This window comes from Chelatococcus sp. XZ-Ab1, assembly GCF_029309855.1.
Classification (GTDB): Bacteria; Pseudomonadota; Alphaproteobacteria; order Rhizobiales; family Beijerinckiaceae; genus Chelatococcus_A; species Chelatococcus_A sambhunathii.
Map to the genome: position 1 here is coordinate 509,331 of NZ_JARKII010000001.1, position 26,054 is coordinate 535,384.

Here is a 26,054-nt window from a genome sequence, read left to right on the forward strand (position 1 = left end):
CCGCCGGTCGTCCGGCTCAGCGATAGCCGTAGCGCGACTTGGTGGCGGCCAGCATGGCGACCGCGTCGCGGTCGGCGCCGCTCGTGCAGGTGCTCGCGGCCTTGTCCACTTCCGGCGTCATCTTGGCGTAGACGGTGGGGCTGAGATAGCCGGTGTCCACGTCGCGGCGGGTGATCTCGCGGAAGGTGTTGATCTCGCGGGCGCAGGCGCTGTCGCCCGGCAACTGCGGCACGGCCGGGGTGGCGGCGGCCTGCTGTGGCACCGGCGTGCCTCCCGTCGTGTTGCAGGCGGCGAGGGAAAGTGCCAGCACGGTTGCGCCGAAAAGCGTCGGCAGCGCGCGGATCGTCATGTCTCAACCTCTCCATTGTGGTGTGGAATCGCGACACGGCAGCCTTGGCGGGCAATTGGGACGCGTCAATGGCAAGAGCCGGATCGACGGGCCCTGCCGTGCATTCGCCGCTAAAGTGTTGCTTGTCAGCACGGGGTGTCGTCGTTTAGAAGCAATCTGGACATGTCGCCAGCGCATCGGGTGCGCTGGGCGAGCGCGAGGGGAACGGGCCGTGGTCATTTCCGGCTCCAGCATGACGATGGCAGACGCGGCATCCGCCGCCGCATCGTCGCGCGCGCTCGGCGTTCTTCGTCTTTCCGGTCTGCTTCTTCTCCTTAGCCGCCCCTGAGCGCCGGCTGGGCACGCATGCCTGGGCACTCAGGGGATGACGCGAAGATCTCGATCATCGACGAATTTCGACGACGCGCCGGCCGCTGTGCCGTGCTGCCCGAAGAGGACAGTTCACCATGACCCATCCCACGACCGACGCCGATAAGAAGGCGAGCGACCGCGTCATCATCTTCGACACGACGCTGCGCGACGGCGAACAATGCCCCGGCGCCTCCATGACCTTCGAGGAGAAGCTGGAGGTCGCTGAACTCCTCGACACGATGGGAGTGGACGTCATCGAGGCGGGCTTCCCCATCGCCTCGGTCGGCGACTTCGAATCCGTATCGGAGATCGCGCGGCGCACCAAACGCGCCGTGATCGCCGGCCTCGCCCGCGCCATCCCCGGCGACATCGCCCGGGCGGGGGAGGCGGTGCGCCATGCGCAGCGCGGCCGCATCCACACCTTCGTATCGACCTCGCCGATCCACCTCGCCCATCAGATGCGCAAGTCCGAGGAGGAGGTGCTGGAGATCATCGCCGCGACGGTGGCCCAGGCGCGCAACCTCGTCGAGGACGTCGAGTGGTCGGCCATGGACGCGACGCGCACGCCGGTCGAGTACCTGTGCCGCTGCGTGGAGGCCGCCATCAAAGCCGGCGCCACTACCATCAATCTGCCGGATACGGTCGGCTACGCGACGCCCGACGAATACCGCACCATGTTCCGGACCATCCGCGAACGGGTGCCGAATGCCGACAAGGCCATCTTCTCGGTGCATTGCCACGACGACCTCGGCCTCGCGGTCGCCAATTCGCTGGCCGGTGTCGAGGGCGGCGCGCGCCAGGTCGAGTGCACCATCAACGGTCTCGGCGAGCGCGCCGGCAATGCGGCGCTGGAAGAGATCGTCATGGCCATCCGGACGCGCCGTGACATTCTGCCCTACGAGACCGGCATCGACACGACGATGCTGACGCGGGCCTCCAAGCTCGTCTCGGCGGTCACGTCCTTCCCGGTGCAGTACAACAAGGCGATCGTCGGGCGGAACGCCTTCGCGCACGAGAGCGGCATCCACCAGGACGGCATGCTGAAGAACGCCTCCACCTACGAGATCATGACGCCCGAATCCGTCGGCGTGAACAAGACGTCGCTGGTGATGGGCAAGCATTCGGGCCGCCACGCCTTCCGCGAGAAGCTGAAGGCGCTGGGCTACGACCTCGGCGAGAACGCGCTGGAGGATGCCTTCCGCCGCTTCAAGGACCTCGCCGACCGCAAGAAGAACGTCTACGACGAGGACATCGAGGCGCTCGTCGACGAGGAGATCCTGACGGCGCACGACCGCGTCAAGCTGGTGTCGCTGTCAATCATCGCCGGCACGCGCGGCCCGCAGCGGGCGACCATGAAGCTCGACGTCGGCGGCGAGATCCGCACCGAGGAGGCGGAGGGCAACGGCCCGGTCGACGCCACCTTCAACGCCATCAAGGCGCTGGTGCCGCACGAGGCCGTGCTCGACCTCTATCAGGTGCACGCGGTGACCGAGGGCACCGATGCCCAGGCCGAGGTGTCGGTGCGGCTCTCGGCGCAGGGCTCGTCCGTGACCGGCCGGGGCGCCGATCCCGACACGCTGGTCGCCTCGGCGCGCGCCTATCTCGCGGCCCTCAACAAGCTGCTGATGCGCGGCGAGCGGCTGCACGCCCACGCCGCCGAATAAGGAAAGGCGGCCCGGCATTGCCGGGCCGCACCTGTCCCGGCCCGCGGCTATCCACAGCCGCGTGGCCGTGACGGAAAAATGAACAGGACCTGCTGGACAAGCCCCGCGGTCTTTGCTACTTCCCCGCTCGTTCCGCTGGCAATGGCTGGTGCGGCATGTTGATGGGCGCATAGCTCAGTTGGTAGAGCAGCTGACTCTTAATCAGCGGGTCCTAGGTTCGAGCCCTAGTGCGCCCACCATCAACTCAGTGAAATTGAAACTTTCTGCGATGGTACCGTTCATCGCCCGTTTGCCCGGCTGACGTTCCGGCGCGGAGAAGCGGGCGCTGCCGGCCCAATGGGCGACGGAAGGATGTCGTCCGTTCCGCGGCTGCGGCGGCAGGCGATATGACCGGTCCCGTCGCGAGACCAGGTCGCTTCTCCGGGTTACGGGGGAGAGGGCGCGAGACTCTTCCCATCCATGACTGACGGTCAGCAACCGTATCGCTAGCAAAGACAGAGGATCAATCGTCGAGCGCGATCTCACGCAGGGGATCGCCACCGTCGATGAACAGCCGCCCCTGCGGCGACAGGGCCGCGACGAGGCGGCGCCTGATCCTGCGGCCAGCCTCGGGGTAGCGGCCGTCCAGCGCGCCGACACGAATGGCAACCGCGATGTCGTAGGGCGCTTCGCCGGGCGCGCGTTCGAATTCCTCGGCCGCCATCTGGCGCAGGCTCAGGCGCCCCGCAGCGATCTCCTCCTGTGAGAGCGCTCGTGCCTGCGCGATGACCTTGGCCGAGCGATCGATCGCCAGCACATGCCCGTCGCCGATGCGTTGCGCGATGGCGCGGGCCATCGCGCCGGGCCCGCAGCCGATTTCCAGTACGCGAAGGCCATTGGACAGTGGAAGGGCATCCACAATGGCGCGCAGGCGCGGCGAGAGTTCCGTCCCCATGCGATGTCCCGGTCGATAGCCCCGTCGGCGGAGGCCGGCAAGCATCATGGAATTCTGGCAAGCGCCCTAGACCGGCGCAAGCCAAGCGCCGGGAGCGCGGCAACGGGCGAGCTGCCGCGCCAGCACAACCCGCGCCTGCATCCCGCGAATGGCGTTCGGCGTCAACATGGTCGATGGTAGGGCAAGGGTTGCGAGCCCGCGCAACAATCGGCCCAAAGAGGCTTCCGCGCCGGCGGCGCGGCCTGGAGGAAACATGACGGCAACGACACCGGGCTCGGGCCCGGCGATCACTCAGGCTTTCGCGTCCGATCTCTTCGCCGGCCGGTCCGTGCTGGTCACGGGTGGCACGAGCGGCATCGGCCTCGGCTGCGCCAGGGCCTTTGCGACTCTTGGCGCGGGCGTCGTCGCGACGGGCGCGACGGCCGCCGAATGCGAGCGTGCCGCGGAGGCTGGCGGGGAGCGGCTCACCTTCGTGCCGCTCGACGTGCGCGACAATGAAGCCATCAGTGGCCTCCTTGCGGGCTTCGAGCGCCTCGACGTGCTGGTGAATGCGGCCGGCGTCATTCGCCGCGATGTCGAGTTCGAGCCCGAGGTCTTCGCCGACGTGGTCGATATCAATCTCAACGGCACGATGCGCATGTGCGCCGGTGCGAAGGCGAAGCTCGCGCAAAGCGGCGGCGCCATTGTCAATGTCGCCTCGATGCTGTCTTTCTTCGGCGGTCCGCGCGTGCCGGCCTACAGTGCCTCCAAGGGTGGCATCGCGCAGCTCACGAAGAGCCTCGCTGCCGCTTGGGCCGCCGACGGCATCCGCGTCAACGCGGTCGCGCCCGGCTGGATCGCGACGCCGCTGACGGAGGCGCTGCAGAAGGATAAGGAGCGCAGCGGCGCCATTCTTTCCCGCACGCCGATGGGGCGCTGGGGCACGCCGGAGGAGGTGGCGGGCGGCGCCGTCTTCCTCGCGTCGCCCGCGGCACGCTTCATCACCGGCGCCATCCTCGCCATCGATGGCGGCTATCTCACGGTCTGATTTCGGGAGGACAAGACATGAACGGGCAAGATCCCGCCGCCAGCGGCATCGATGAGAAGTGGCTGCCCTATCGCCATCCGCAGCCCAGGGAATCGCCGCCGGAGCTCGTCATCCCCAATGCCATTCCCAACGACGAACGCATCTGGGTGCCGGTGGAGGAGAACGTCTGGTTCCGGCCGCTGCTGATGGCCGCCTCGCGCGGCTACTGGATGAACTTGCTCAAGGTGCGCAAGTCGGGTGTGCTCTCGCGCCATCGCCATCCGCAGCCGGTGCACGCCTTCGTGCTGAAGGGCGAGTGGCGCTATCTGGAGCACGACTGGGTGGCGCGCGAGGGCTCCTATGCCTACGAGGCGCCGGGCGAGACGCACACGCTCGTCGTCGACCCGCATGTGGAGGAGATGATCACCCTGTTCCAGGTCAACGGGGCGATGATCTACGTCGATCCGGACGGCAGGACGGTGGGTTATGACGACGTCTTCACGCGCATCGACAAGTGCCGGGCGCATTATTCCAAGAACGGCCTCGGCGCCGACTACATCGACCAGTTCATCCGCTGAGCGGACCGACCACGAGGGAAAAAGCAATGGATTTCGGCATCGCAGGGCGCAACGCCCTCGTCTGTGCGGCGAGCAAGGGTCTCGGCAAGGGCTGCGCCCTTGCTCTGGCCCGCGAAGGCGTCAATGTCACCATCACGGCGCGCACGCCTGCGGATTTGGAGAGGACGGCGGACGAGATCCGCCGCGCCGCGCCGGGCATCAGGGTGCAGACGGTCGCGGGCGATATCGCGACCGCTGAGGGGCGCGAGGCGGCGCTTGCCGCCTGTCCGGCGCCCGACATCCTCGTCAACAATGCCGGCGGTCCGCCGCCCGGCGACTTCCGCGACTGGTCGCGCGAGGACTGGATCAAGGCGCTCGACGCCAATATGTTGACGCCGATCGCGCTCATACAGGCCACGGTCGACGGCATGATGGAGCGCGGTTTCGGCCGCGTGGTCAATATCACCTCGAGCGCGGTGAAGGCACCGATCGACATCCTCGGCCTCTCCAACGGCGCGCGCTCCGGCCTCACAGGCTTCATCGCCGGCTTGTCGCGCAAGACAGTGCGGTACGGCGTTACCATCAATAACCTGCTGCCAGGACCGTTCGAAACAGACAGGCTGCGCGGTACGGCTGCGGCGCGCGCCGCCCAGAGCGAACGGACGCTGGAAGAGGAGATCGCGGCCATGGCAGCGGCCAATCCGGCCGGGCGCCTCGGCACAGCGGACGAGTTCGGTGCAGCCTGCGCCTTCCTCTGCAGCGTGCACGCCGGCTACATCACCGGCCAGAACTGGCTGATGGACGGCGGTGCCTATCCGGGCACCTTCTGAGCGCCTGCGCCGGGCGGTCGTTACGGAAAGACCGCTGGCGCACGCTGCGACAGGAGGGCGTCGAAATACTCGATGGTGCGGCCGAGGCCGACCTTCATCGGCACTGTAGGGCGCCAGTCGAGCACCTCGTCGGCCAGCGAGATGTCGGGGCGGCGCTGGCGGGGATCATCCGCTGCCGGCGGGCGTCGCACGATATGCGAGCGCGAGCCGGTGAGCGAAATCACGAGTTCCGCCAGTTCCGCCATCGACACCTCCTCCGGATTGCCGAGATTGATGGGGCCGGTGACATTGCCGTCGGTTTCCATCAGTCCGACAAGGCCGCGGATGAGATCATCGACGTAGCAGAGCGAGCGCGTCTGGGTGCCGTCGCCGAAGATCGTCAGATCCTGCCCGGTCAGCGCCTGCACGATGAAGGTGGAGACCACGCGCCCGTCGTTGGGATGCATGCGCGGCCCGTAGGTGTTGAAGATGCGGGCCACCTTGATCGGTACGCCGTGGGCGCGGTGATAATCGAAGAACAGCGTCTCGGCGCAACGTTTGCCTTCATCATAGCAGGCGCGCGAGCCGATGGGGTTGACATTGCCCCAGTAGCTTTCCCGCTGCGGGTGCTCGGTCGGGTCGCCGTAAACCTCCGAGGTCGAGGCCTGGAGAATCCGGACGCCAAGGCGGCGGGCGAGATCCAGCATGTTGATGGCGCCGAGGACGCTCGTCTTCGTCGTTTCCACCGGCGAAGCCTGATAGTGCAGCGGCGAGGCCGGGCAGGCGAGATTGTAGATCTCGTTCGCCTCGATTTGGACCGGCACGGTCACGTCATGGCGCACGATCTCGAATTTGTCGCTGTGCAGCAGACCTTCGACGTTGCTGCGGTCACCGGTGAAGAAGTTGTCGAGGCAGATGACGTTGTATTTCTTGTGCAGTAGCGCCTCGCAAAGATGGGAGCCGAGGAAGCCTGCACCACCCGTGACGAGGGCCGTGCGCGATGCGCGGGAGGGCAAGCGGTCAGCGATATCGATATGACGCATGGGACGCCCCGTCCGGCCGTGACCGTCGTGCTCGAATTGGGCCCGAACGGAAAGAAGATATCAAGTCAAATTGAATCGGAAGGTGAACGCGGGTGCAACGGCGAGCCGCCGAATTCGGCCGAAAGGCGCGTTACTCTCTTCAACGTGAACCCAGTTCCCGGGACGAGCGGTAACGAATGGACCTGTGCTTGTCGATAAGGCGACCGCTGAAGTTGCTCTGCGTCATTATTCCATTCATGTTAACGATATTCGTCAAAGGTTCAGGATCGCGCGACGGCAAGAACTTTCCGTAGTATCCTGTTTGGAGATCATCTAAACTGTCGTTCTAAGAGCAGGGGCCCGTCCCGTGGGGGATTGGCGTCGGTTCGTATGGCATGATGAGTTGCTTCATGCGGTTGTCGACGTGGAGCGGCGCCCAGAGGGCGACGCTGGGGCAGAAACCGTCGGGAGGTGGCGTGAAGACGCCGTCCTGGCTGGATCGGTTTCTGGCCGCGAGGTGCGGCGGGTACGAAGCGGCCGACCTTGCGGCGCTTGCCGAGGACCTTTCGGAGCGGGGCGTTCGCTGGCCACGAACCGCGCGGGCATGCAAGCGCGGCATGGACATCACCGGCGCGCTCGGCGGCTTGCTGCTGCTGCTGCCCGTCCTCCTCGTCATCGCGCTTCTCATCAAGGCGACGAGCCGGGGGCCGGTCTTCTTCGGCTCGCCGCGCGTCGGCCTTGGCGGCCGACCGTTCTTCATGTTGAAATTCCGGACGATGTACGCTGATAGGGGCGATCCGACGGGCGTGAAACACACCGTTGTCAACGATCCGCGCGTGACGCCGCTCGGGTCCGTGCTGCGCCAGCGCAGCCTCGACGAACTGCCCCAACTGATCAACGTGCTGCGGGGCGACATGTCGCTTGTGGGGCCGCGCGCCCATCCCGTCGGTATGCTGGTCAATGGCGAGCGCTACGAAACCGTGGTTCCTGCCTATCCGCTCCGCCATCTGGTGCGGCCCGGCATGACGGGCCTTGCCCAGCTGGCCGGTTGGCGGGGTGCGGTCACCGACCCGACGCACGCCACGCGGCGCGTCATCTGCGATCTTGCCTACATCCGTCGTTATTCCCTCCTGCTCGATCTCGTCATTCTCGTTGTGACGGCCGCGCGGGAGTTCTGGACCGGGTCGGGGACGTGACATGCCGCCGATCCTTCTGGCCGCGGTCGATGTGGAACGAAACCTCTTCTTAGCAGTCGGGCGCGAGACTGGAGCTGCATTCGGGACAATGGTAAGGTCTTGTCGATTCAATCAGAGGCCTGAATGCGCTCCGGCAGGGATATCCTGCCCCAATGTTCCGTTCCCAGAACCGTGGAACGTATCGCCATGCTGATCACCATCGCTCTCGGGGCACTGGTCCTTGGTCTCGTCGCCGGTCGGCGCGGCAAGGCCGTCGCCTGGGCCGGCGGATCCTTTCTCGCCGCGGTCGCAGGCGGCATTGCGGGCGGCGCGTCCGGTGGATGGTCCGGCCTTGCGGCCGGCGCCGGAACGGCCGTCCTTGCTTTCAACGGAGGCCTCATGCTCGTCCTGCTGCTAGAGCTGGCGCATTCGCAGCGCAGCGGTGCTGTGCGCCACGCGGCCGCTGGTGGGCCGGACGACGTTGCCGAGCGTCTCGGCGAGGTTGACATCGCTGCTTCTGCCCTCGCGCGCACCGCCGCGATGATGAAGGAGCGGGAAGGCCGGCGGGCCGGCGAGACGGCTCGCAAATCGATCGGCAAGACAGAGGGCCAAGGTGCCGACAGCCCGATCCGCAAGTCCCGCTGAGGCGGCGCGCGAGCCGCTCGCCGCGCCAAGGATCAAGTTCCTCGGCGCCCCCTTCGATCTTCTGCCCAAGGATGCGGTGCTCCACCGGCTGAAGGCCTGCAGCCCGGCAGACCGCTTCGCCTATGTGGCGACGCCGAATGTCGATCATGTCGTGCGTCTGTCCCGCCAGCCGGACCTGTTGGGCGCCTACGAGGCGGCCTGGATGTGCTGGTGCGACAGCCACCAGATCGAGCGTCTCGGCAAGCTCGTGGGGCTCGACCTGCCTCATCTCAACGGCACCGACGTGATGGAGAGGCTGTTCGCCGAGGTGCTCGTGCCGGGCGACACGCTTGCCGTGGTTGGCGCGAATGCCGCGCTCGGCGAGGCGCTGCAGCAGCATTTTCCACAGTACCGCTGGCACTTCCATGCCCCGCCCATGGGATTGGCCCATAACCCGCTGGCGTGGCGGGCTGCGCTCGATTTCGTGGCGGAGCATCCCGCGCGCTTCGTCTTCCTCGCCGTCGGCTCTCCGCAGTCGGAGCGGCTCGCGCTTGCCATTCTGGAGGAGGGGCGCAGCTGCGGCACGGCCTTCTGCATCGGGGCGGCGCTCGAGTTTCTTGCCGGCCGCAAGCGGCGGGCGCCGGCGCTGATGCAGACGCTCGGGCTCGAATGGCTGCACCGCCTCCTGCAGGAGCCGCGTCGCCTCTGGCGCCGCTATGCCGGTTCGCTCCTGCCCTTGATGCTTCTCTTTCTGCGCGAGGTCAGGGAAAACGGCCTGCGCCGTGCGCAGAAAGTGATTCCGGAACGGCAGGCAAGAAGCTGATTTTTATCGGCTTTGGCGTGGTCGTGCTGGTTCGCTCGCCGGCTTGGCCGCACTGACGATGCCCATGGCGAGGGCGGCGGCGGCGGTCAAGGTGATCGCCTGGTACTGGAGCGCGAAATCGACGAGGCCCTGGACCGCGAGCAGGAGCCAGCTCGTCAGGGCGAAGAGCGCGACGTGCCAGTCGCTCTCGGAGCGGCGCAGCGCGCGGGCGCACATCAGCATGAGCAGCATGACGAGCAGGAGCATGGCCGCCGCGGCCGGCAGGCCGAGCTCGACGGCGAGTTCCAGGTAGATGTTATGGGCCTGAGCCCAGATGAGAAACATCTCCTGCCCCGGCTCGCGCCACGCCGGGAAGACGAGCTGGAAGGTGCCGGCGCCGATGCCGGTGAGCGGCCGGGCCGCGATCATCTCGGCGACCGTGCGGTAGAGCCACAGGCGTGACTGGCCCGATCCACCGTCGGCCTCGATGCGCGCCATCAGATGGGCGCCGCTGACATGCAGGGTCGCCAGCGCCAGGCCGACGAGCATGACGGCGAGGAGCGGGACGATCAGGACAGGCGCGCGCCGGACGCTGACGAGGAGCAGCAGGCCGACGCCCGCCGCAAGGGCCGTTGCGGCCGCGCCGGAGCGCGAGCCGGTGAGGACGATGGCGTTGGCCAGGATGGCGAGCGGCACGAGGAGCAGAAGCAGATAGGCGAGCGAAGTCGCCGACCGCCGCCGGACGGCGCAGATCGCTTCCGCGAGCGCGGCGAGAAGGCCGATGCCGAAATAGGCCGCGGCGGCATTCCGGTTGACGAAGGTGGCGGTCAGCGAATCGCGATAGGCCCATTTCTCGAACCAGAGGATGGTGCTGGACCCCATGAGGTTGAGCACCAGGCCGTAGAGCGCATAGGCGGCGCTCGCCCACATGAGCCAGCGCAGGAGGGCCGCGGCGCCGCCCGGGTGCGTGGCGAGCCGCAAGGTCACCCAGAAGACGGCGGCGGCCGTGGCGAAGCGCAGCGCCGCGAGCAGCGTCTGCCAGGGCGCCGCGGTGATGCGGGCCGTCAGCGGCTCGCCAAGGGCCTCCGCAGCCGCCGCCCAGATCGGATCAGCAAGGGGAGAGCCAAGTGCGAGCGGCATCAGCGCCTGCACCAGCATCCAGCCGAGAAGGGCGGTGGCAAGCAGCGCGCTCAGGGCAAGGCCGGTGCGAATCAGGCCATCGAAGCGCGTGGGCGCTGGTCGTAGCAGGGCGACGGCCGCGACGAAGCAGCCCGCAACGACAGCGTTGATGCACCAGAACAGCGGACGGTTCGACGCGAGCGGCAGGGGCAGCAGGCCGAGAAAGATGCCCCAGGCAGCGATGAGAAGGCGCGCGGGGGTGGAGAGGACGGCCTGCGGCGCCGTGATCGTGCGGTCCCCTTCCGGATGGCTGGCAACGCTTGCTGTCATGGCTGTTTGGTCGCCTGCCCGTGATCTTCCCGCGCCGCGATCCTAGTTCAGGTCTGCCGCACCGGTCCATGGCGGGCGGCAGTGTGCCCCTTGCGGCCGAGCAAGGCCGGCCCGACAATGATGCCGGCGGGCGGGCGCGGAGGCGTCCCACGCCGGAGGAGATGCGTTGGGGCAGGCGGGGCCGAGAATCCTCATCGTCATGCGGCGGGTGCCGACCCATGCGCGCGTCGGCAACACGGCCGTTCTCGTCGCGCTGGCCGAAGCGCTGCGGGACCGAGGGGCGCGCGTCGACCTCCTCGTCGTCTCTGCGCGCGCCTTCGGGCGGCGGCCGGCCATGCGCATCGACCTACCCGCTGGCAGCTTCGACCGCCTCCATTGCGCGCAGGCTCTGCGGCTGGGCCGGTGGGTCGTCGCGACGCGGCCCGGCCCGTGGATCGGCGCCATCGGAGCGATCGCCGGGCGGATCCTGCGCAGCGGGCGGGGCTCGCCCGGCGTCTGGCCGGCCACCCTGCCCGTGACGGCCGGGGAGATCGCAACGGTCGAGGCCGAGCTGGCGCGTGCACCATGCCGCGCCGTCATCGCGGACTATGTCTTTCTTGCGCCGCTTGCCCGCCTTGCCATGGCACATGGCGCGCGCGGCATCGTCTATCTTCACGATCTCATGTCGCTGCGCCACCACCGTTTCGTGGAGCAGGGGCGTTTGCCTGACGTGCCGGCGATGACGCTCAACGAGGAGGTGGGGCTCGTCAGCGGCCTCGATGCCGCCGTGGCGATCCAGGAGGAGGAGGCGCGGCAGCTCTCGGCCCATCCCGCTGCCCCGCCCGTGCTGGTCGCCTCGATGCCGCGCAGGGCGGTGCGTGTTGCGCAGGCGGCCGCCGATCCCGATCGGCTCGTCTTCGTCGGTTCGCACAATCCGGCCAATGTCGATGCCCTCGAATGGTTTTTGGGCGACGTCTGGCCGCGCCTGCAGGGGCGGCGGCCGAAGATTCGCCTCGATGTCGTCGGCGCCATCGGCACGGCTTTCCCCGATCTGCCGCGGGGGGTGGAGCGGCATGGCGCCGTGGCCGATCTTGCACCGTACCTGTCGCGCGCGGCACTCGCCATCGCGCCGCAGCGCATCGGCAGCGGGCTCAACGTCAAGCTCCTCGACTATCTGGCGCACGGCCTGCCGGTGGTGGCGAGCCCGCTTGCGCGCGCCGGCCTGAAGGAGGAGGCCGCGGGCTGCGTGCTCGAGGCCGCGGACGGCGAGGCCTTCGCCATCCGCATCGAGGCGCTCCTGGCTGATGACGGGAAGAGGGCCGCCTGCCGGGCTGCCGCCTTCGCCTATGTCGAGCGTCATCATTCGCCCGAGGCGGTGTATCAAGGCCTCTTCCGCGTCATCGGTCTCGACTGTCGGCCGGTGCCGTCGGACGTCGCGGGGGACTGATCTGTGCATGCGCCCGTGAGCCTCGGCAGCAGCCTCCTCATCTTCGCCAGCGGGCGCCTCGCCGCCGTCGCGCTCGGCTTTGCCTTCCAGCTCCTCGTCGTACGCGTGCTGCCGCTCGCCGATTATGCCGGCTATGCGGTGGCAATGGCGGCAGCCCTCCTGGCGCAGTCGCTCCTGCTCTTCGGCGTGCCGACGGTGCTCGCCTACGAGGCGAGCGCGCGTCATCACGCGGGCGACGGTCCCGGCCTGCGGCGCCTGCTGGGCCGCGTCGCGGCGATGCGGCTCGGCGTGCTCGCCCTGTTCGCCCTCGCCGCCTTCCTGGCGTCGGTCGGCGGCCTCCTGCCGGCATCGGCCGACGGCGTGCTGGTCACCGCCGCGGTGGTCTGGGCGGCGGGGCTCCTCCTCGCGAGCGACGCCGAAAGCATCTGCCAGATCCTCGGGCAACAGCGGCTGAGCCGCGCCGTCGCCGTCGGCGAGCCACTTGTACGGCTCGCCGCCCTCGTGACGGCCGTTGGGCTCGGCTGGCCCGTGGAGGCAGCGACCGTCGTCATGCTTTGCGCCGCGACCGCAGCCCTTGCCGGGCTCGCCCTCGTCGGCGCGGCAGCGGTGGGTGTTGCCCGGCTCGGCGCGATGTCCGGGAGCGGGCAGACGCCGCGGCAGAACCTCGTGGCGCTTGCCGGCGCGAGCTATCTCAGCACGGCCGGCGCCATGGTCATGAGCCCGCCCGCAGTGCGTCTGGCGGTGTCGGGGGCGATGCCGGTCGAACTCCTCGCGGCCTTCTCCTTCATGCAGGGGCTAATGTTGAGCTTCCTGCGCCTGACATCGGGCATTGTGCTGTCGCCCTTCATCGAGCCGGCGGTGATGAGCCATGCGGCGCGCGCCGGCTCGCAGGCCCCAATGGCGGCGGCGCTGTCGCTCGTGTTCAAGCTCGACCTCGTCGTCTTCTCCACGGCTGTCGTCGGCCTGCTTGCCGGCGGGCCGGCGGTGCTGGCGCTGCTCGCCGGCGGGCGTTTTGCGGGTCTCGACTGGGTGCTGCCGGTGCTCTTCGTCCTGCCGCCGCTCTACGGCTTCTATCGCAGCCTGGAGACAGCGGCCGCCGTGCTGGCGCGCCGACAGGCCCTTGCCGCCGTCCTGCCCATCGGCCTCTTCTGGCTCGGGATGCTCATCCTGACCGGTCTGGTGATGCCGCTCGTTGCTGCCCTTGTCATCCCGATTCTCGACATCGGCGCGCGTCTGCTCCTGCTCGCGGCGAGCCTCAGGAGGAGCGGCGTGCGCGGCATCTGCGATCTGCCCTTCCTCCTCGTCGTCGTCGCGAGCGCGCTCATTGTCGGCATGGGCGCGCGTCTGATGGCGGCGGATGTGATGCCGGCCATGCAGATCCTCGTCGCGGCGCTGGCGGCGCTCGTGCACCTTGCCGTGGTGCTCGGCCGGGCGCGGCGGCTGCCGGCGGCGGAACACGCCATCGTCGCCGCAGCGATGCCGCGACTTCTGCGTTTCCTGCCCGCGTCCGCAGGGCGAGAGGCCGTGCCATGACAGCCGCAGCCGCCGGGCCGACCCTGACCGTTATCGTGACCCGCCTCGGCATCGACGGGGGCATGGACCGGGTCGTCGAGGCGATGGCCGCAGCGCTCGCCGACAGGGGCGGGGAGGATGTGCGGCTCATCTGCGTGACGACGCGGGGCCGCCTCGGCAAGCTCCTGTCGCCCCTTGTCTTCGCCGGTGCGCTCGCGCGCTGCCTTGCTCTCGGCCTCAGCGGCGGGGCGGATGTGGCGCATCTCAATCTCGCCACTCGTGGCAGCGTGCTGCGCAAGGCGTTGATGGAGCGCGTCCTGTCGCTCGTGGGCGTTCCTGTCGTGGTGCATCTGCACGGAGCCAATTTCGACGATTACTACGCCGCCTGCGGCTCCTTCATGCAGGCGGCGATCCGCACCCTGTTCCGCCGTGCGACCTGCGTTGTGGTGCTTGGCAATCACTGGCGGGATTTCGTCACGCGCATCGCCGGGCCGGAGGTGGCGACGGCGATCGTCTACAATGCCGTGCCACGCGTCCCGGCTGCGGCGGAACATGAGGATGGCGGCGTACATCTCGTCGTGCTTGGCGAGGTCGGCGAGCGCAAGGGCACCGACGTGCTGCTCGACGCGCTGTCCCTGTTGCGCGGGCGCAGCGTTGGTGGCTGGCGCTGCACGATCGCCGGCAACGGAGCTGTGGAGCGCTTCCGCGCGCGGGCGGAAAGCCTCGGCCTGTCGAGGCTCGTCACCTTTCCCGGCTGGCTCGATGCGGGCGCGGCAAAGATGCTGGCGGGGCGGGCCGATATCGTCGTCCTGCCGTCCCGGGCCGAGAACCTGCCGATGAGCATCGTGGAGGCGATGGCGGCGGGCAAGCCGGTTGTGGCGACCCCGGTCGGAGCTGTCCCGGAGATCCTCCATGACGGGGTCGAGGGCCGGCTCGTGCCCGTGGGCGACGCGGGTGCGCTTGCCGATGCGCTCACCGTGCTCATCGGCGACGGGGAGATGCGCCGGCGCATGGGAGAAGCGGCGGCGGTGCGCCATACGGCCGATCTCGACAGCGCGGTCTTCATCGAACGGCTTGTGCAGGTGTGGCGCAGGGCGGCGGGGAGGACGGGATGATCGCGGCGCGACGCGCACGATGGTCGGGGATGTTTTCGGCGCGCCGCCGGCTGCGCACCGTCAGCCTCGGCGCTGCGGCAGTGCCGGAGGGGCTGCGCGTCTATTGCGTCGGCGATGTCCACGGGCGGGCGGATCTGCTCGCCCGCGTGCTTGCCGCCATCGCGGAGGACACACGAGGCCATGGCGGAGAGGTGGCGCTGGTGACGCTCGGGGACTATGTCGACCGGGGGCCGGACTCGGCGCAGGTGCTTGAGATGCTGGCGGCCGGGCCGCTACCGGGCGCCGCCTTCCATCCGCTCATCGGCAACCATGAGGTCATGCTCCTTTCCGCGCTGATGGGCAGCGGCGATGCCATGGCCTGGCTGACGAACGGCGGCGACGCGACGCTCGCATCCTACGGTATCGATTGGCGCAACCTCGCGCCAGAGCGCGGCTTTCCGGAACTGCCAGATGTCCTGCGGCGGCACATGCCGCAGGGTCATGTCGATTTCCTGCGACGCTGCGCGCTGACGCATGTCGTCGGCGACTATCTCTTCGTGCATGCTGGCATCAGGCCGGGGGTGCCACTCGCGCAGCAGCGTCCGGAGGATCTCGTCGGCATCCGCCGGCCGTTCCTGGATGCGGCAGAGGTCTACGAGAAGGTTGTCGTTCACGGCCATACGATCGTCGCGGCGCCCGAGGTCTGTCGGAACCGCATCGGAATCGACACAGGAGCCTTCGCCTCGGACGTGCTGTCGTGCCTGTGCCTCGAGGGGCGGGGGTATCGTTTTCTCACGTCATAGGCAGTCGTCGTGCGCGTTGTCGCCCGCCCCTTCAGCGTGCTAGCCTTTTTGCTGTCAGTTGTCCCGTTCGGGGATAAGGAGAGCTCATGGCGTTCGTGCGTCTTCCGCATTCGCCGCGCAACGCCATCTCCGCTGCGCTCTTCCGAAAGCCGATACCCTGGTCGACGAGTCCCGTGCCGCCCCGCGACGGGGCGACCGGCCGGGAGGAGGGGCACCCTTGAACGAGTTCGATCTCCAGTCGCTTACGGGCCTGCTGCGTCGCCAGCGATTCACCATCGCCGTCACGGTCATCGCCGTTCTGGGGCTCGTCATCCTTGTACTGTCGCAGATCCCCTCGCGCTATTCCGCGACGACGCTCGTCATGATCGACCCGCGGGAGCAGAGGCTGGTCAGCCTCGACAACGTTACGCCCGCTCCGCCCAATATCGGCGCCGTCGACGGTGAGGTGGAGATCATGGCCTCGCCGGTGATCGCGCGGCGCGTCATCGCCCGGCTCAACCTGCAGGACGACGAGGAATTTAACCGGCCGGATCTTCTAACCCAGATCGCCGCGGGATTGTGGCCGGCCGCCGTCGATGGGTCCGAGGGGCAGGCGCAGCCGGGACAGCCCCTTCCGCCGCGCGTCGAGCGGCGCATCATCGACCGGCTGGCGCGGCGCGTCGACATCGCCCGCCGCGGCGTCACCTCGATCATCGCCATCGAAGCCTCCTCGCGCGATCCGGACAAGGCGGCCCGCATCGCCAATGCCTATGCCCAGGCCTATATTGAAGACCAGATCGCGAGCCGGCTGCGGCTCGTGGCGAATGCGGAGCGCGTTCTCGCCAGCCGCGTGACCGACCTCGGCGAGGAACTGCGGCGGGCCGAAGCCGAACTCGACCGATTCACGCTGGAGCAGGCGATGGAGCGGATGGGGGAGGACGGCCGCAACCGCCTGGTTTCGCTCCGGACGGCTCTCGAGGAGGACATTGCCGCACGGACTGATGCGCTCGCGCGGCTGCGAACGCTCGAGCCCCTGGTGCAAGACGCAGACACCACCGGCATCGCAAGGGCCTTGGCAGGGGGCGAGAGCGATGCCCTCACCGAGGAGCGCCGGGAGATCGAGCGGCAACTGTCGGCCGGAAGGTTGCCGCCGGCGCGGGTTACAGCCCTGCGCACACGCATCGCTGCCATCGATGCCCGGATCGTGGCGCTCGGCCGTGCCCGCACCGAGGAACTGCAGCGCGCGGCCGATGCGTCCGAGCAGCGCGCACAGCAGGTGCGCCGCGACCTCGACATGCTCGTCAACACGTCAGACCTGCCGGCTGATGCGTCGGTCCAGCTCTACAAGCTGCGCGAAGAGGTGGCGGCGAACCGCGCGCTCTATCAGAACTACCTCGGTCGCCTTAGACAGGTGAGCCAGCAGCGTGGCCTCGTGCTGGCGGACAGCCGCATCGTCGCCGAGGCGATGGCCGCGGTGCGGCCGAGCTTTCCGCCGACGTTGCCGATCCTCGTCGCCTCGCTGTTCCTCGCCTTCGGTGCGGGTTTCGGTATCGCCTGGGTTCGCGACACCTTTGGACGCGGCTTCCTCAAGGCGGACGAGGTCGAGGAGGCGACGGGGCTCGACGTCGTCGCAAGCCTGCCGCAGGTCGAGTCGGCCAGAGCCGCCGTGCCAGTGCAGGACAAGGTGGTGCGCGAGCCCGGCTCGGGCTACGCCGAGGCGATCCGCCGCCTGCGCCTGGGGCTCGACATCCTGATGAGCGCCGGCGAAGGCGAGGCGGGGGGAAAGGTCGTGCTCGTCACCTCGACGAAGCCGGGGGAGGGCAAGTCCGTCACGGCCGTCGCACTCGGCCGGGCGGCGGCTCTGGCAGGCCGCAGAACGCTCCTCATCGACTGCGACCTGCGCAAGCCGAGTGTGCATCGCCTGCTCAAGGTCGACGTCAAGACGGGCCTTGTCGACATCCTCGCCGACCGGGCCACGACAGCCCATGTCAACGATGTGCGGGTCATAGACCCGCTCAGCGACATGTCGGCCTTCATCAGCGGCGATGCCCAGTTCTTCCCGGCCGAGAGCATCCTCGATTCAGCCCGTTTCCGGGCGTTGCTCGAGGGTTGCCGCAAGGCCTTCGACGTCATCATTCTCGATGCGCCACCGCTGGCCGTCGTCTCCGATCCGTTGCTGCTCGCCGTCTATGCCGACGTGGTGCTCTATGTCGTGCACTGGAAGACGACGACGCAGCGCGAGGTGCTGCAGAGCCTCAAGGAACTTCGCCGGGTCAAGGGCGAGACGGTCTATGTCGCGCTCAACGGGGTCGCTGCGGCATCGGGGGAGGGAAGCTACTATCCCTATGCAGCCAAAGGTCGAAAGCCGGGCGGGAGCGCGTGAGGCCCGCCCGGCGCCAGATCAGACGTTGTGCCAGACCCACATCTGCGTCGGTGACTGTACCTTTTCCCAGGAATAGGACGTGCTGCGCCAGGGCTTGACCTCCTGAACGAGGTTATCGAGGGCATAGTCGCCCCTGTCGGTGCGCACCAGCAGCACGGCGTGCTGCTGGCCCCACGACGTGCGCACAAGCGCGATGAGAAGGGCGCTGGAGGGCCAGCCCTGCGCGAGCAGGCGCTGGCGCTTGGTCAGAGCGAAATCCTCGCAGTCGCCCGACGCACCGCCAATGCTCCACTTGTCCGCGACGCCGAGCCGGTTGATGTCCTCGACAGCGCGCATGCTGCGGTTGACCGCGGCGTTGACGGCCACCATCTGCTGCAGCCTCTTGCGCGACAGGACCACCTGACCGTCGCGTGTGACATCCGCCTGGCCCTTGCGCGGGCGACAGACGGACGGCTGGGCGATGCAAAGTTCGTAATAGCCCTGGGGGATCGGCACGGACATTCCGAGGTGGATGTGCGTCGAAGTGCCGAGCCCAACCTCCTCGAGCGGGTCGACAGAGGGGGCGGTCATGGCTGGGGCCGCAGACATGCACAGCATTGCGGCTGCGGCAATGGCAAGCTCTTTGGTCTTCATGGTGGGACGCCTCTTATTGTTTCGAATGCGGCAATTCTGCGTCCCTTCTTATAAATATCCCCTGCTGATAAAAGCGCAATTGTACGTATTCATTGTCGAAGATTATCGTCCTAATCTTAATTCAACTTATGGTAAAATTTGAAGTAACTGTTAACCATAGGGTTTTATAGGTTTGGTGGTTGCCTTTGATCGAGGCGCGCGGCGTTCAATCGTTCAGTGGCGAGGTATTCTCTACCTTGCGGGGCCCCGGCTCCGGCCTCAGTGCGCCGATGGGCGTGCGGCATGACGGCCGCGCGTGTCCTCGCGCGGCGTCGCCGATCCAAGGGGATATCGAGGGCAGCATTCCTGCCCTGGCCCTCGAATCCTGGACGATTTTCTGCGGGAAGGGGCAGGCGGGCTGCCCGGCCTCATGCCGGGGCTGCGTTCCCCTTTGGGGGCTCCAGCCACAGCCGTGCAGACCGGCGGAGCAATGTCGCAAGGAGGGGAAAGGCTGCCGCTGGGGCCGCGCTCAGGAGCAATTTGTCCGGGCGGGGCGGACGGTTGGATGCAAAACAAAACCCGCAGAAGGTCTGCGGGTTTTCAGATGAAACTGCCGAACGCTGTCTCGTCTACGCTTCTTCTTCTGCCGGCTTAGCCGCTGCTGCTCGAGTTGTCAGCAAGCGGAGAGGGCGCGTCAATCGCGGCAGGCCGATCGGCAACCACGGCGACGAATCCGACGGGGCACTGGCCGCCGCGCTCGAGCACGAAAGCCGGAGCCGTGTTTGGCGGAACAGGCTGGCACACGATGGCCTGGAACGGGCCGAGGTTGATCGTCGGAGCCTGCTGGGCACCGGCCGGGACGAAAGACAAGGCATAAGCACCTGCTGCGGCCAAGGCCGCCAAGGTGTAACGAGACCGAATGAGCGGTAACATGGCCGCGCCCCTCCATTAGAGATCGGTAAAAATTTATCAGTTTTTTAGTAAAAGAGAAAGCGGCCTTATTGACCGTAGTCTGCAGGGTCAGTTGCCGCCAGCCGCCCGGCAGGCCATCAGGATGGCCCCTTCGGTCGCGTCGGCCGCCGCCGGGACGATCCTGTCAGTGACATAGGGCGGCAGCCAGGGCCTCAACGCGCCGGCGACGCCGCCCATGAGGCACAGTCGTGGAGCGCCAGCGGAAAGAAGGCGCTCGGCGATGCGGGTGACATCACGCGCGGCTGTCTCCACGAGGCTTATGGCCAAGGGATCACGCTGGTTCGCATAATCGAAGACGAGTGGCGCCAGGCGCGCGAAATCGGCCGGACGGGCAGAGCGCGCCCAGTCGATGATCATCTCGGGATTGCGGCCGAAGCCGTCGAGCAGCGTCTCTGCCAGCGCGGTCATCGTCGCCCGCCCGTCATGGGCCCAGAGCGCCCGCCTGATCGCCTCGCGGCCGATTGCTAGCCCGCTGCCTTCGTCGGAAATCTCGGCCCCCCAGCCACCCACGTAGGTTCGCTCCCCGTTGACGATCGACAGGCCGCAGGAGCCGGTGCCGACGATGAGGATGGCCCCGTTCTCGCCACCGAAAGCGCCGAGCCAAGCGGCATAGGCATCCGTATCGAGCGAGATCGAGCGGAAGGGCAGCCGGCTCGCCAGGAACTGCTCGCGGGCGGAGGTCTGCGCCGCCCCGGCGAGGCCGAAGCCGGCGTGGATGAGCGATGTCGTCTCGCGTGGAAGGCCGGCGCGGTCGAGGATCGCGTGGCAGCCGGCGAGGATGGCGCGGGCTACCGTCTCAGGATCGAAACGGATATTGGAAGGCCCTCCGCTCGCCTCGCCGACGAGGGCGCCGTCGCCGGAGCGCAGGCGCAGGCGGCACTGGGTGCCCCCGCCGTCGACGCCGAGAAGGAAGGTGTCTGCTGCGCCCGATACGAACATTGCGCAAGTATAGACGGATTCGGGCGCGGCGCAGGAAGCGGCGTTGCGGCGCAGGCTGCCGTCGGACGGTCAGGCGCCCTTCCTGCGGGCATTGGGGAAGAAGAGCTGCTCGCCCTCGATCCTGTAGGCGGCGATGGCCGCCTGGCCCTCGGGCGAGATGACCCAGTTGATGAAGGTGCGGGCTTCCTTTTCCTTCACATGCGCGTGGCGCGCCGGATTGACGAGGATGATGCCGTATTGGTTGAAGAGCCGGTCGTCGCCCTCGACGAGGAGAGTGAGATCGCCGCGGTTCTTGAAGCTCAGCCACGTGCCGCGATCGGCGAGGATGTAGGCGTCCATGGCGGCCGCGGTGTTAAGGGCGGGCCCCATGCCCGAGCCCGTCTCGCGATACCAGTTGCCGTCGGCCTTGGGATGGAGCGCCGCGCGTTGCCAAAGGTCGAGCTCGGCCTGGTGCGTGCCGCTGTCGTCGCCGCGCGAGACGAAGGGCGCCTTCTTGCGGGCGATGGCCTGCAGCGCCTTGACGGCATCGCGACTACCCTTGACGCCGGCCGGGTCACTCTTCGGCCCCACGAGGACGAAGTCGTTGTACATGACGTCGGAGCGGCCAACGCCGAAGCCCTTGGCAACAAAGTCCTCCTCCGCGCTTCTGGCGTGGACGAAGACCAGGTCGGCATCGCCGCGCTCGCCGATCTTCAGCGCCTGGCCGGTGCCGACCGCGACGACGCGCACCTCGATGCCGGTCTTCCCGGTGAACTGCGGCAGGAGATGCTTGAAGAGGCCGGATTGCTCGGTGGAGGTCGTGGAGGCGACGGTGATGAAGGGCCTTTCCGCCGTCTGCGCCCCGGCCGGGGCCGCAAATCCCCAGATTGCTGCGCCCACGGCCGCGGCGATGACGGCGCGGCGGGTCGTTTCGAACAGCCTCATTGTCATCGCCGGCCCAATCGTTCAGGCCACGAGGTCGCCGCGCAGGAAGGCGGCCGCCTGCGGCGTGCGCGGGTGCTCGAAGAATTCCCCAGCGGGGGTATGCTCCATGAGCCGGCCGCGGCAGAGAAACAGCACCTCTTCGGCGAGGCGTCGGGCCTGGCCGAGATCGTGCGTCGTCATGATGATCTTGGTGCCGGCGGCGTCGATGGCGCGGATGGCGTCCTCGATCGCGCGGGAGGCGCCGGGATCGAGGCTGGCCGTCGGCTCGTCGAGGAAAAGCACGTCCGGCTCAAGGGCGGCCGCCCGCGCAATCGCGAGGCGCTGCTGCTCTCCACCGGAGAGCACGCGCGCCGGCCGCTTGGCGACATGGGCGAGACCGACGCTCGCGAGCGCTTCGCGGGCACGCGCATCGCGCTCGCCGCGCTCGAGGCGGCCTTGCAGCGCCAGGGCATAGGTGATGTTGGCGAGGGCCGAGCGGCGCAGCAGCACCGGCCGCTGGAAGACCATCGCCTGCCGCCCGGCGGTGTCGCGGCGTCCGAAGGCGTCGGCGCCGGCCCAGCGCACCGCGCCGTCGGTCGGCGCGACCAGGCCGTGGCACAGGCGCAGCAGCAGGCTCTTGCCGGCGCCGTTGGGGCCAAGGACGACGGTGCGGCTCGACGAACCAATGGTGACCGAGATGCCGTCGATGAGTGTCTCGCCGCCGCGCGCATAGGTCACCCGGTCGAGGCTGAGGGGAAGGATGGTGGCCCGGGCATGCATCGGCGGCCTCATCCCGCGGCGCGGCGGGCCGTGGCGCCAAGCATGTGGGCCGCGGCGTTGATGGCGAGCACGATGACGAGCAACACGATGCCGAGGCCGAGGGCAAGGGGCAGGTCGCCCTTGCTCGTCTCGAGCGCGATGGCCGTCGTCATGGTGCGCGTGACGCCGTCGATGTTGCCGCCCACGACGAGGATGGCGCCGACCTCCGCCATGGCGCGGCCGAGCCCGGCAAGGATCGCCGTGACGAGGCTGGAGCGCGCGTCCCACAGAAGCGTCGGCACGGCCCGCAGTCGGCCGGCCCCGAGGGAGGTGAGTTGCTCGCAGTATTCCGCCCAGAGGTCGGTGACCACCTGCCGGGTCAGCGCCGCGATGATCGGGATCACCAGCAGGGTCTGGGCGATCACCATGGCCGTCGGGGTGAACAGCAGGCCGTACGGGCCGAGGGGACCGGCGCGGGAGAGGAGAAGATAGACGAAGAGACCTGCAACCACCGGCGGCAGGCCCATCAGGGCATCGATGACGACGATGACGGGACCGCGACCGGGAAATCGGACGAGCGCCAGGACCGCGCCGAGCGGCAGACCGACCACGGCGGCACAGAAGACGGCGGTAAGGCTGACCTTCAGCGAGAGGGCGACAATCTCGACGAGGGCTGTGTCACCCGTGACGATCAGCCGCCACGCCGCCGCCAATGCTTCATCTAAACCCTGCAATCTGGCCTCTCATCCGGCCACGGTCGCTCCCGCGCGACCGTGCCTCAAGTGCCATGATGCACAGTCGTGCCTTGAAACCGATATGATATCTGCGGCATATCGGGGATAGGCGGCACCTATCCCCCTCCGGTATCGGCACGAGCTGGGCCGGTCTCGGGAAGGGAGGAATCACTCCTCTGGTGCGTCGCGCATCATGGCACGCAGCCCGGCGACTTCGCCGGCGATGGACTGCCGCGCCTTGCGCTCCATCTCCTCATAGAGGACGAGGACGCGCAGGCCCGCGTCGGTGAGGCGCGCGCCGCCGCCGCCGGAGCCGCCCTTGGCGGCATCGACGAGCGGCTCGCGGAAGCAGGTGTTCATGGTACGCACCAGGAGCCAGCTGCGCCGGTAGCTCATGTTCATGCGCCGGCCGGCTGCGGCGATCGAGCCTGTCTCGCGGATGCCGCGTAGCAGCTCGGCCTTGCCGGGGCCGATGGCGATGGACGGGCCCAGCAGGAGGCGCAGGCGGACCTCGACTTGGCTCTCCATGGCGCTGCGGCAGCCTCCCGTTCGGAAATCGAGGCGATCATACGGCGACGAGCGGCGCTTTCACCTGCGGGCCGCGATCGAGCCAGGCTGGCACCGGCAGGCCCTTCTCGCGCAGAAAGTTGGGGTTGAACAGCTTCGACTGATAGCGCGTGCCATAATCGCATAGCACCGTCACGATGGTATGGCCCGGGCCGAGATGCCGGGCAAGGCGAATGGCGCCGGCGACATTGATGCCGGACGAGCCACCGAGGCACAGGCCCTCATGCTCCAGCAGCTCGAAGACGAGGGGAATGGCCTCCTCGTCCGGGATCTGGAAGGCGACGTCGACGGGCGCCCCTTCGATGTTCTTGGTGATACGGCCCTGGCCGATGCCCTCGGTGATGGACGAACCCTCGGCCTTGAGGCTGCCGTGGGCGTAGTAGTGGTAGAGGGCGGCGCCCATGGGATCGGCAAGGCCGACGGTGATCTTCGGGTTGCGCTCCTTCAGCGCCATGGCGACGCCGGCGAGCGTGCCGCCGGTGCCGACGGCGCAGATGAAGCCGTCGACCTTGCCGCCCGTCGCGTCCCAGATTTCGGGGCCCGTAGTCTCGATATGCGCCTGCCGGTTGGCGACATTGTCGAACTGGTTGGCCCAGATCGCGCCCCGGGGATCGCTCGCCGCGATCTCCTCGGCGAGGCGGCCGGAGACCTTCACGTAGTTGTTGGGGTTGGCATAGGGGACGGCCGGCACCTCGACGAGTTCGGCCCCAAGGAGGCGAAGCGTGTCCTTCTTCTCCTGCGACTGGGTGTCGGGAATGACGATGACGGTGCGGAAGCCCATCGCATTGCCGACAAGCGCGAGGCCGATGCCCGTGTTACCGGCCGTGCCCTCGACGATGGTGCCGCCGGGCTTCAGGGTGCCTTTCGCCACCGCGTCCTTGATGATGAACAGCGCCGCCCGGTCCTTGACGGACTGGCCGGGGTTCATGAACTCGGCCTTGCCGAGAATCTCGCAGCCCGTCATCTCGGAGGCCCGCGCGAGGCGGATGAGAGGGGTGTTGCCGATGGCTTCGACGACACTAGGCTTGATGCTCATGGGCAGGCTCCGTTGCAGCTCATCACCGGCTGCTGCAGGCATTAAGGCATGGCGGATGAATTGTCCAACGACGCCGCGGCGGCCGCTTCAAAGCACGTTTTTCGACGGGTTTTAGTCGCCGCCGATATGGTTGACGCGGTCAGCGCCTTGCCCGAAGAATCGTCCGGCAGGAGGAGCCGATGGGCCGGCTGACCACACATGTGCTCGATACCGCCGCCGGCCGCCCGGCCGCCGGCATTCGCATCGAGCTCTTCCGGATCGAGGCGGACGGGACACGGACGCCGGTCACCGAGGCCGTGACGAATGGCGACGGGCGGACCGATGCGCCGCTCCTCGCAGGGGCCGACTACCGGCCCGGGCGCTACGAACTGGTATTCCACGTGGGTGCCTATTTCCGGCGCGACGGGCGCGGCGGGACGGATCTGCCTTTCCTTGATGATGTGCCGGTGCGGTGCGGCCTTGCCGAGCCCGACGGCCATTACCACGTGCCTCTGCTCGTTTCTCCCTGGAGCTATGCCACCTACCGCGGCAGCTGATGCAGTCGATCCCCGCGGATCGGGCGGGCCCAAGTTTTTTTGAAGAGGGAGTTGATGTCATGGGATTGTTCAGCTTCATCAAGGAAGCCGGAGAGAAGCTCTTCGGCGCAAGCGAGGCGAAGGCCGCGACGCCCGAAGAACTGAAGAAGGAAGTCGCCAAGCACGGCCTCAAGGTCGACGGGCTCGACATCGCCGTATCCGGCGACACCGTGAAGGTGTCCGGCAAGACCCTGTCGACGGAGGAGGCCGAGAAGGTCATCCTGGCGCTCGGCAACACTGTCGGCGTCGCGGCAGTGGACGATGCGCTCATCGTGGAGCAGGAAGCGCCCAAGGCGACGATGTACACCGTGGTTAAGGGCGACACGCTGTGGAAGATCGCCGAAAGCCATTACGGCAAGGGTAACGGCGCCAAGCACACCGTGATCTTCGAGGCCAACCGGCCGATGCTGACCCATCCCGATAAGATCTATCCGGGCCAGGTATTGCGCATTCCGCCGATCTCGTAACGTCTTGGCACCTGTCTTGCGGCACGGTCGGGAGACAGGTCGCTCCCGTATCACCGCTCTTGTCTTGTCCGCCGGGAGGCGACAATCTCCGCGTCCGCCTCCGAATCTCCGGAGGTGGAAGGGCGCGACGGCGAGGGCAGGACATGACGACGGTGATTGACCTCGATCGCGAGACCGTGGCGGCGGGACTTGCCGACGGCTCGCTCGTGCTCGTCGATGTGCGCGAGCCGCATGAATTTGCCGCCGGGCACATTCCCGGCAGCGTTTCCCTGCCGCTTTCCAGCTTCGATCCCGGCGCTCTTGCCGCCTATGCGGGACGTCGAATCGTGTTTTCCTGCGCGGCGGGTGTGCGCTCCCAGCAGGCCCTGATGCTGAGCCGGGCAGCAGGCCTTGATCTGTCCGAGCACTATCGCGGCGGCTTCAAAGACTGGATCGCGAGCGGCGGTCCAGTCGAAGGCTAGGCTTTCGCACCTTGACGGAGGCCGCCCCGGTTCAGAGGAAAATATCCTCACCGGCGGGAACGCACTATCATCAGCACGATAGCGGTTTTT

26 protein-coding genes and 1 tRNA gene are annotated in these 26,054 nt (G+C 67.9%); 16 read left to right on the forward strand and 11 right to left on the reverse strand.

All coding sequences use genetic code 11. The features are described from left to right. Positions 1-16: 16 nt before the first annotated feature. Positions 17-349 (reverse strand): hypothetical protein, encoded by a 333-nt coding sequence (locus tag P2T65_RS02470; protein ID WP_071924004.1) that lies wholly within the window; start codon positions 347-349, stop codon positions 17-19. 446 nt (positions 350-795) lie between these two features. On the opposite strand from P2T65_RS02470, the gene P2T65_RS02475 reads away from it, so the two are divergent. Together P2T65_RS02475 and P2T65_RS02480 are read left to right on the forward strand one after the other, a co-directional pair. Further along, a complete protein-coding gene (locus P2T65_RS02475) occupies positions 796-2,364 on the forward strand; it encodes a 2-isopropylmalate synthase (protein ID WP_055457415.1) in 1,569 nt (522 codons plus the stop codon). A 163-nt stretch (positions 2,365-2,527) separates the two neighbouring features. Then, positions 2,528-2,603: transfer RNA gene (locus tag P2T65_RS02480), tRNA-Lys, on the forward strand. A 263-nt stretch (positions 2,604-2,866) separates the two neighbouring features. Here the strand turns inward: P2T65_RS02480 and P2T65_RS02485 are convergent. After that, positions 2,867-3,298 (reverse strand): class I SAM-dependent methyltransferase, encoded by a 432-nt coding sequence (locus P2T65_RS02485; RefSeq protein ID WP_276199130.1) that lies wholly within the window; start codon positions 3,296-3,298, stop codon positions 2,867-2,869. A gap of 253 nt (positions 3,299-3,551) precedes the next feature. On the opposite strand from P2T65_RS02485, the gene P2T65_RS02490 reads away from it, so the two are divergent. The 3 genes from P2T65_RS02490 to P2T65_RS02500 are packed head-to-tail and all read left to right on the forward strand — an operon-like array spanning position 3,552 to position 5,691. Next, positions 3,552-4,325, forward strand: coding sequence for an SDR family oxidoreductase (locus P2T65_RS02490; RefSeq protein WP_055457414.1), 774 nt, complete (start codon positions 3,552-3,554; stop codon positions 4,323-4,325). A gap of 17 nt (positions 4,326-4,342) precedes the next feature. After that, a complete protein-coding gene (locus tag P2T65_RS02495; protein WP_055457413.1) occupies positions 4,343-4,882 on the forward strand; it encodes a 2,4'-dihydroxyacetophenone dioxygenase family protein in 540 nt (179 codons plus the stop codon). Positions 4,883-4,908: 26 nt separating this feature from the next. Then, a complete protein-coding gene (locus tag P2T65_RS02500) occupies positions 4,909-5,691 on the forward strand; it encodes an SDR family oxidoreductase (RefSeq protein ID WP_276199131.1) in 783 nt (260 codons plus the stop codon). A gap of 20 nt (positions 5,692-5,711) precedes the next feature. Here P2T65_RS02500 and P2T65_RS02505 read toward each other — a convergent pair whose 3' ends face one another. After that, the gene (locus P2T65_RS02505) at positions 5,712-6,713 is read right to left on the reverse strand and encodes a UDP-glucuronic acid decarboxylase family protein (protein ID WP_055457411.1); all 1,002 of its coding nucleotides are present in this window, start codon (positions 6,711-6,713) and stop codon (positions 5,712-5,714) included. Between the two features lie 596 nt (positions 6,714-7,309). Between P2T65_RS02505 and P2T65_RS02510 the strand changes: the two genes are divergently transcribed. From P2T65_RS02510 to P2T65_RS02520, 3 genes are all read left to right on the forward strand, one after another. Next, positions 7,310-7,888 carry a sugar transferase gene (locus tag P2T65_RS02510; protein WP_245282640.1) on the forward strand — a complete coding sequence of 193 codons (579 nt, stop codon included), beginning with the start codon at positions 7,310-7,312 and terminating at the stop codon, positions 7,886-7,888. Positions 7,889-8,074: 186 nt separating this feature from the next. Beyond that, positions 8,075-8,512: a hypothetical protein gene (locus P2T65_RS02515; RefSeq protein ID WP_055457409.1), complete on the forward strand. Its 438-nt coding sequence runs from the start codon at positions 8,075-8,077 to the stop codon at positions 8,510-8,512. Further along, positions 8,481-9,314, forward strand: coding sequence for a WecB/TagA/CpsF family glycosyltransferase (locus tag P2T65_RS02520; protein ID WP_055457408.1), 834 nt, complete (start codon positions 8,481-8,483; stop codon positions 9,312-9,314). Before P2T65_RS02515 ends, P2T65_RS02520 begins: the two co-directional genes overlap by 32 nt. Before the next feature lie 3 nt (positions 9,315-9,317). On the opposite strand, the gene P2T65_RS02525 is transcribed toward P2T65_RS02520, so the two are convergent. Next, positions 9,318-10,742, reverse strand: coding sequence for an O-antigen ligase family protein (locus tag P2T65_RS02525; RefSeq protein ID WP_071924001.1), 1,425 nt, complete (start codon positions 10,740-10,742; stop codon positions 9,318-9,320). A 166-nt stretch (positions 10,743-10,908) separates the two neighbouring features. Here P2T65_RS02525 and P2T65_RS02530 point away from each other — a divergent pair, with 166 nt between their 5' ends. The 5 genes from P2T65_RS02530 to P2T65_RS02550 all read left to right on the forward strand — a co-directional run bounded on the left by P2T65_RS02530 (position 10,909) and on the right by P2T65_RS02550 (position 17,939). Then, complete coding sequence (locus P2T65_RS02530; RefSeq protein WP_055457406.1) at positions 10,909-12,168, forward strand: glycosyltransferase family 4 protein; 1,260 nt, start codon at positions 10,909-10,911, stop codon at positions 12,166-12,168. Between the two features lie 15 nt (positions 12,169-12,183). After that, positions 12,184-13,701: a hypothetical protein gene (locus P2T65_RS02535; protein ID WP_276199132.1), complete on the forward strand. Its 1,518-nt coding sequence runs from the start codon at positions 12,184-12,186 to the stop codon at positions 13,699-13,701. Next, on the forward strand, positions 13,698-14,795 hold the full coding sequence (locus P2T65_RS02540; protein ID WP_276199133.1) for a glycosyltransferase family 4 protein: 1,098 nt from the start codon (positions 13,698-13,700) through the stop codon (positions 14,793-14,795). The genes P2T65_RS02535 and P2T65_RS02540 overlap by 4 nt, the downstream gene beginning before the upstream one ends. Before the next feature lie 29 nt (positions 14,796-14,824). Next, positions 14,825-15,577 carry a metallophosphoesterase gene (locus P2T65_RS02545; protein ID WP_063189208.1) on the forward strand — a complete coding sequence of 251 codons (753 nt, stop codon included), beginning with the start codon at positions 14,825-14,827 and terminating at the stop codon, positions 15,575-15,577. 217 nt (positions 15,578-15,794) lie between these two features. Next, entirely contained in the window at positions 15,795-17,939 is a 2,145-nt protein-coding gene (locus tag P2T65_RS02550; protein WP_055457402.1) for a Wzz/FepE/Etk N-terminal domain-containing protein, read from the forward strand. 18 nt (positions 17,940-17,957) lie between these two features. On the opposite strand, the gene P2T65_RS02555 is transcribed toward P2T65_RS02550, so the two are convergent. The 7 genes from P2T65_RS02555 to P2T65_RS02585 all read right to left on the reverse strand — a co-directional run bounded on the left by P2T65_RS02555 (position 17,958) and on the right by P2T65_RS02585 (position 24,461). Continuing rightward, positions 17,958-18,572: a transglutaminase-like cysteine peptidase gene (locus P2T65_RS02555; RefSeq protein WP_055457401.1), complete on the reverse strand. Its 615-nt coding sequence runs from the start codon at positions 18,570-18,572 to the stop codon at positions 17,958-17,960. A gap of 999 nt (positions 18,573-19,571) precedes the next feature. Further along, entirely contained in the window at positions 19,572-20,462 is an 891-nt protein-coding gene (locus P2T65_RS02560; RefSeq protein ID WP_055457399.1) for a BadF/BadG/BcrA/BcrD ATPase family protein, read from the reverse strand. A 69-nt stretch (positions 20,463-20,531) separates the two neighbouring features. Beyond that, positions 20,532-21,392, reverse strand: coding sequence for an extracellular solute-binding protein (locus P2T65_RS02565; protein ID WP_082464651.1), 861 nt, complete (start codon positions 21,390-21,392; stop codon positions 20,532-20,534). A 15-nt stretch (positions 21,393-21,407) separates the two neighbouring features. Further along, a complete protein-coding gene (locus P2T65_RS02570) occupies positions 21,408-22,145 on the reverse strand; it encodes an ATP-binding cassette domain-containing protein (protein ID WP_276199134.1) in 738 nt (245 codons plus the stop codon). An 8-nt stretch (positions 22,146-22,153) separates the two neighbouring features. Then, positions 22,154-22,858, reverse strand: a complete 705-nt coding sequence (locus tag P2T65_RS02575) for an ABC transporter permease (RefSeq protein WP_055457396.1) — start codon at positions 22,856-22,858, stop codon at positions 22,154-22,156. Positions 22,859-23,026: 168 nt separating this feature from the next. After that, the gene (locus P2T65_RS02580) at positions 23,027-23,386 is read right to left on the reverse strand and encodes a LysR family transcriptional regulator (RefSeq protein WP_055457395.1); all 360 of its coding nucleotides are present in this window, start codon (positions 23,384-23,386) and stop codon (positions 23,027-23,029) included. Positions 23,387-23,423: 37 nt separating this feature from the next. Continuing rightward, the gene (locus tag P2T65_RS02585) at positions 23,424-24,461 is read right to left on the reverse strand and encodes a cysteine synthase A (RefSeq protein WP_063189196.1); all 1,038 of its coding nucleotides are present in this window, start codon (positions 24,459-24,461) and stop codon (positions 23,424-23,426) included. A 179-nt stretch (positions 24,462-24,640) separates the two neighbouring features. Between P2T65_RS02585 and uraH the strand changes: the two genes are divergently transcribed. From uraH to P2T65_RS02600, 3 genes are all read left to right on the forward strand, one after another. After that, positions 24,641-24,997 (forward strand): hydroxyisourate hydrolase, encoded by a 357-nt coding sequence (uraH, locus tag P2T65_RS02590; RefSeq protein ID WP_063189193.1) that lies wholly within the window; start codon positions 24,641-24,643, stop codon positions 24,995-24,997. A gap of 59 nt (positions 24,998-25,056) precedes the next feature. Beyond that, positions 25,057-25,503, forward strand: coding sequence for a peptidoglycan-binding protein LysM (gene lysM / locus P2T65_RS02595; protein ID WP_055457392.1), 447 nt, complete (start codon positions 25,057-25,059; stop codon positions 25,501-25,503). A 143-nt stretch (positions 25,504-25,646) separates the two neighbouring features. After that, a complete protein-coding gene (locus P2T65_RS02600; protein ID WP_055457391.1) occupies positions 25,647-25,964 on the forward strand; it encodes a rhodanese-like domain-containing protein in 318 nt (105 codons plus the stop codon). Positions 25,965-26,054: the final 90 nt, after the last annotated feature.

What these genes read in the sequence shown, in the direction of transcription:
- P2T65_RS02545 (WP_063189208.1), top strand. Translation starts at nt 14,825, where the DNA reads ATGTTTTCGGCGCGCCGCCGGCTGCGCACCGTCAGCCTCGGCGCTGCG.
- P2T65_RS02475 (WP_055457415.1), top strand. Translation starts at nt 796, where the DNA reads ATGACCCATCCCACGACCGACGCCGATAAGAAGGCGAGCGACCGCGTC.
- lysM (WP_055457392.1), top strand. Translation starts at nt 25,057, where the DNA reads ATGGGATTGTTCAGCTTCATCAAGGAAGCCGGAGAGAAGCTCTTCGGC.
- P2T65_RS02580 (WP_055457395.1), bottom strand. Translation starts at nt 23,386, where the DNA reads ATGGAGAGCCAAGTCGAGGTCCGCCTGCGCCTCCTGCTGGGCCCGTCC.
- P2T65_RS02505 (WP_055457411.1), bottom strand. Translation starts at nt 6,713, where the DNA reads ATGCGTCATATCGATATCGCTGACCGCTTGCCCTCCCGCGCATCGCGC.
- P2T65_RS02515 (WP_055457409.1), top strand. Translation starts at nt 8,075, where the DNA reads ATGCTGATCACCATCGCTCTCGGGGCACTGGTCCTTGGTCTCGTCGCC.
- P2T65_RS02525 (WP_071924001.1), bottom strand. Translation starts at nt 10,742, where the DNA reads ATGACAGCAAGCGTTGCCAGCCATCCGGAAGGGGACCGCACGATCACG.
- P2T65_RS02540 (WP_276199133.1), top strand. Translation starts at nt 13,698, where the DNA reads ATGACAGCCGCAGCCGCCGGGCCGACCCTGACCGTTATCGTGACCCGC.
- P2T65_RS02560 (WP_055457399.1), bottom strand. Translation starts at nt 20,462, where the DNA reads ATGTTCGTATCGGGCGCAGCAGACACCTTCCTTCTCGGCGTCGACGGC.
- P2T65_RS02490 (WP_055457414.1), top strand. Translation starts at nt 3,552, where the DNA reads ATGACGGCAACGACACCGGGCTCGGGCCCGGCGATCACTCAGGCTTTC.
- P2T65_RS02585 (WP_063189196.1), bottom strand. Translation starts at nt 24,461, where the DNA reads ATGAGCATCAAGCCTAGTGTCGTCGAAGCCATCGGCAACACCCCTCTC.
- P2T65_RS02510 (WP_245282640.1), top strand. Translation starts at nt 7,310, where the DNA reads ATGGACATCACCGGCGCGCTCGGCGGCTTGCTGCTGCTGCTGCCCGTC.
- P2T65_RS02600 (WP_055457391.1), top strand. Translation starts at nt 25,647, where the DNA reads ATGACGACGGTGATTGACCTCGATCGCGAGACCGTGGCGGCGGGACTT.
- uraH (WP_063189193.1), top strand. Translation starts at nt 24,641, where the DNA reads ATGGGCCGGCTGACCACACATGTGCTCGATACCGCCGCCGGCCGCCCG.
- P2T65_RS02500 (WP_276199131.1), top strand. Translation starts at nt 4,909, where the DNA reads ATGGATTTCGGCATCGCAGGGCGCAACGCCCTCGTCTGTGCGGCGAGC.
- P2T65_RS02570 (WP_276199134.1), bottom strand. Translation starts at nt 22,145, where the DNA reads ATGCATGCCCGGGCCACCATCCTTCCCCTCAGCCTCGACCGGGTGACC.
- P2T65_RS02555 (WP_055457401.1), bottom strand. Translation starts at nt 18,572, where the DNA reads ATGAAGACCAAAGAGCTTGCCATTGCCGCAGCCGCAATGCTGTGCATG.
- P2T65_RS02485 (WP_276199130.1), bottom strand. Translation starts at nt 3,298, where the DNA reads ATGGGGACGGAACTCTCGCCGCGCCTGCGCGCCATTGTGGATGCCCTT.
- P2T65_RS02470 (WP_071924004.1), bottom strand. Translation starts at nt 349, where the DNA reads ATGACGATCCGCGCGCTGCCGACGCTTTTCGGCGCAACCGTGCTGGCA.
- P2T65_RS02495 (WP_055457413.1), top strand. Translation starts at nt 4,343, where the DNA reads ATGAACGGGCAAGATCCCGCCGCCAGCGGCATCGATGAGAAGTGGCTG.
- P2T65_RS02565 (WP_082464651.1), bottom strand. Translation starts at nt 21,392, where the DNA reads ATGACAATGAGGCTGTTCGAAACGACCCGCCGCGCCGTCATCGCCGCG.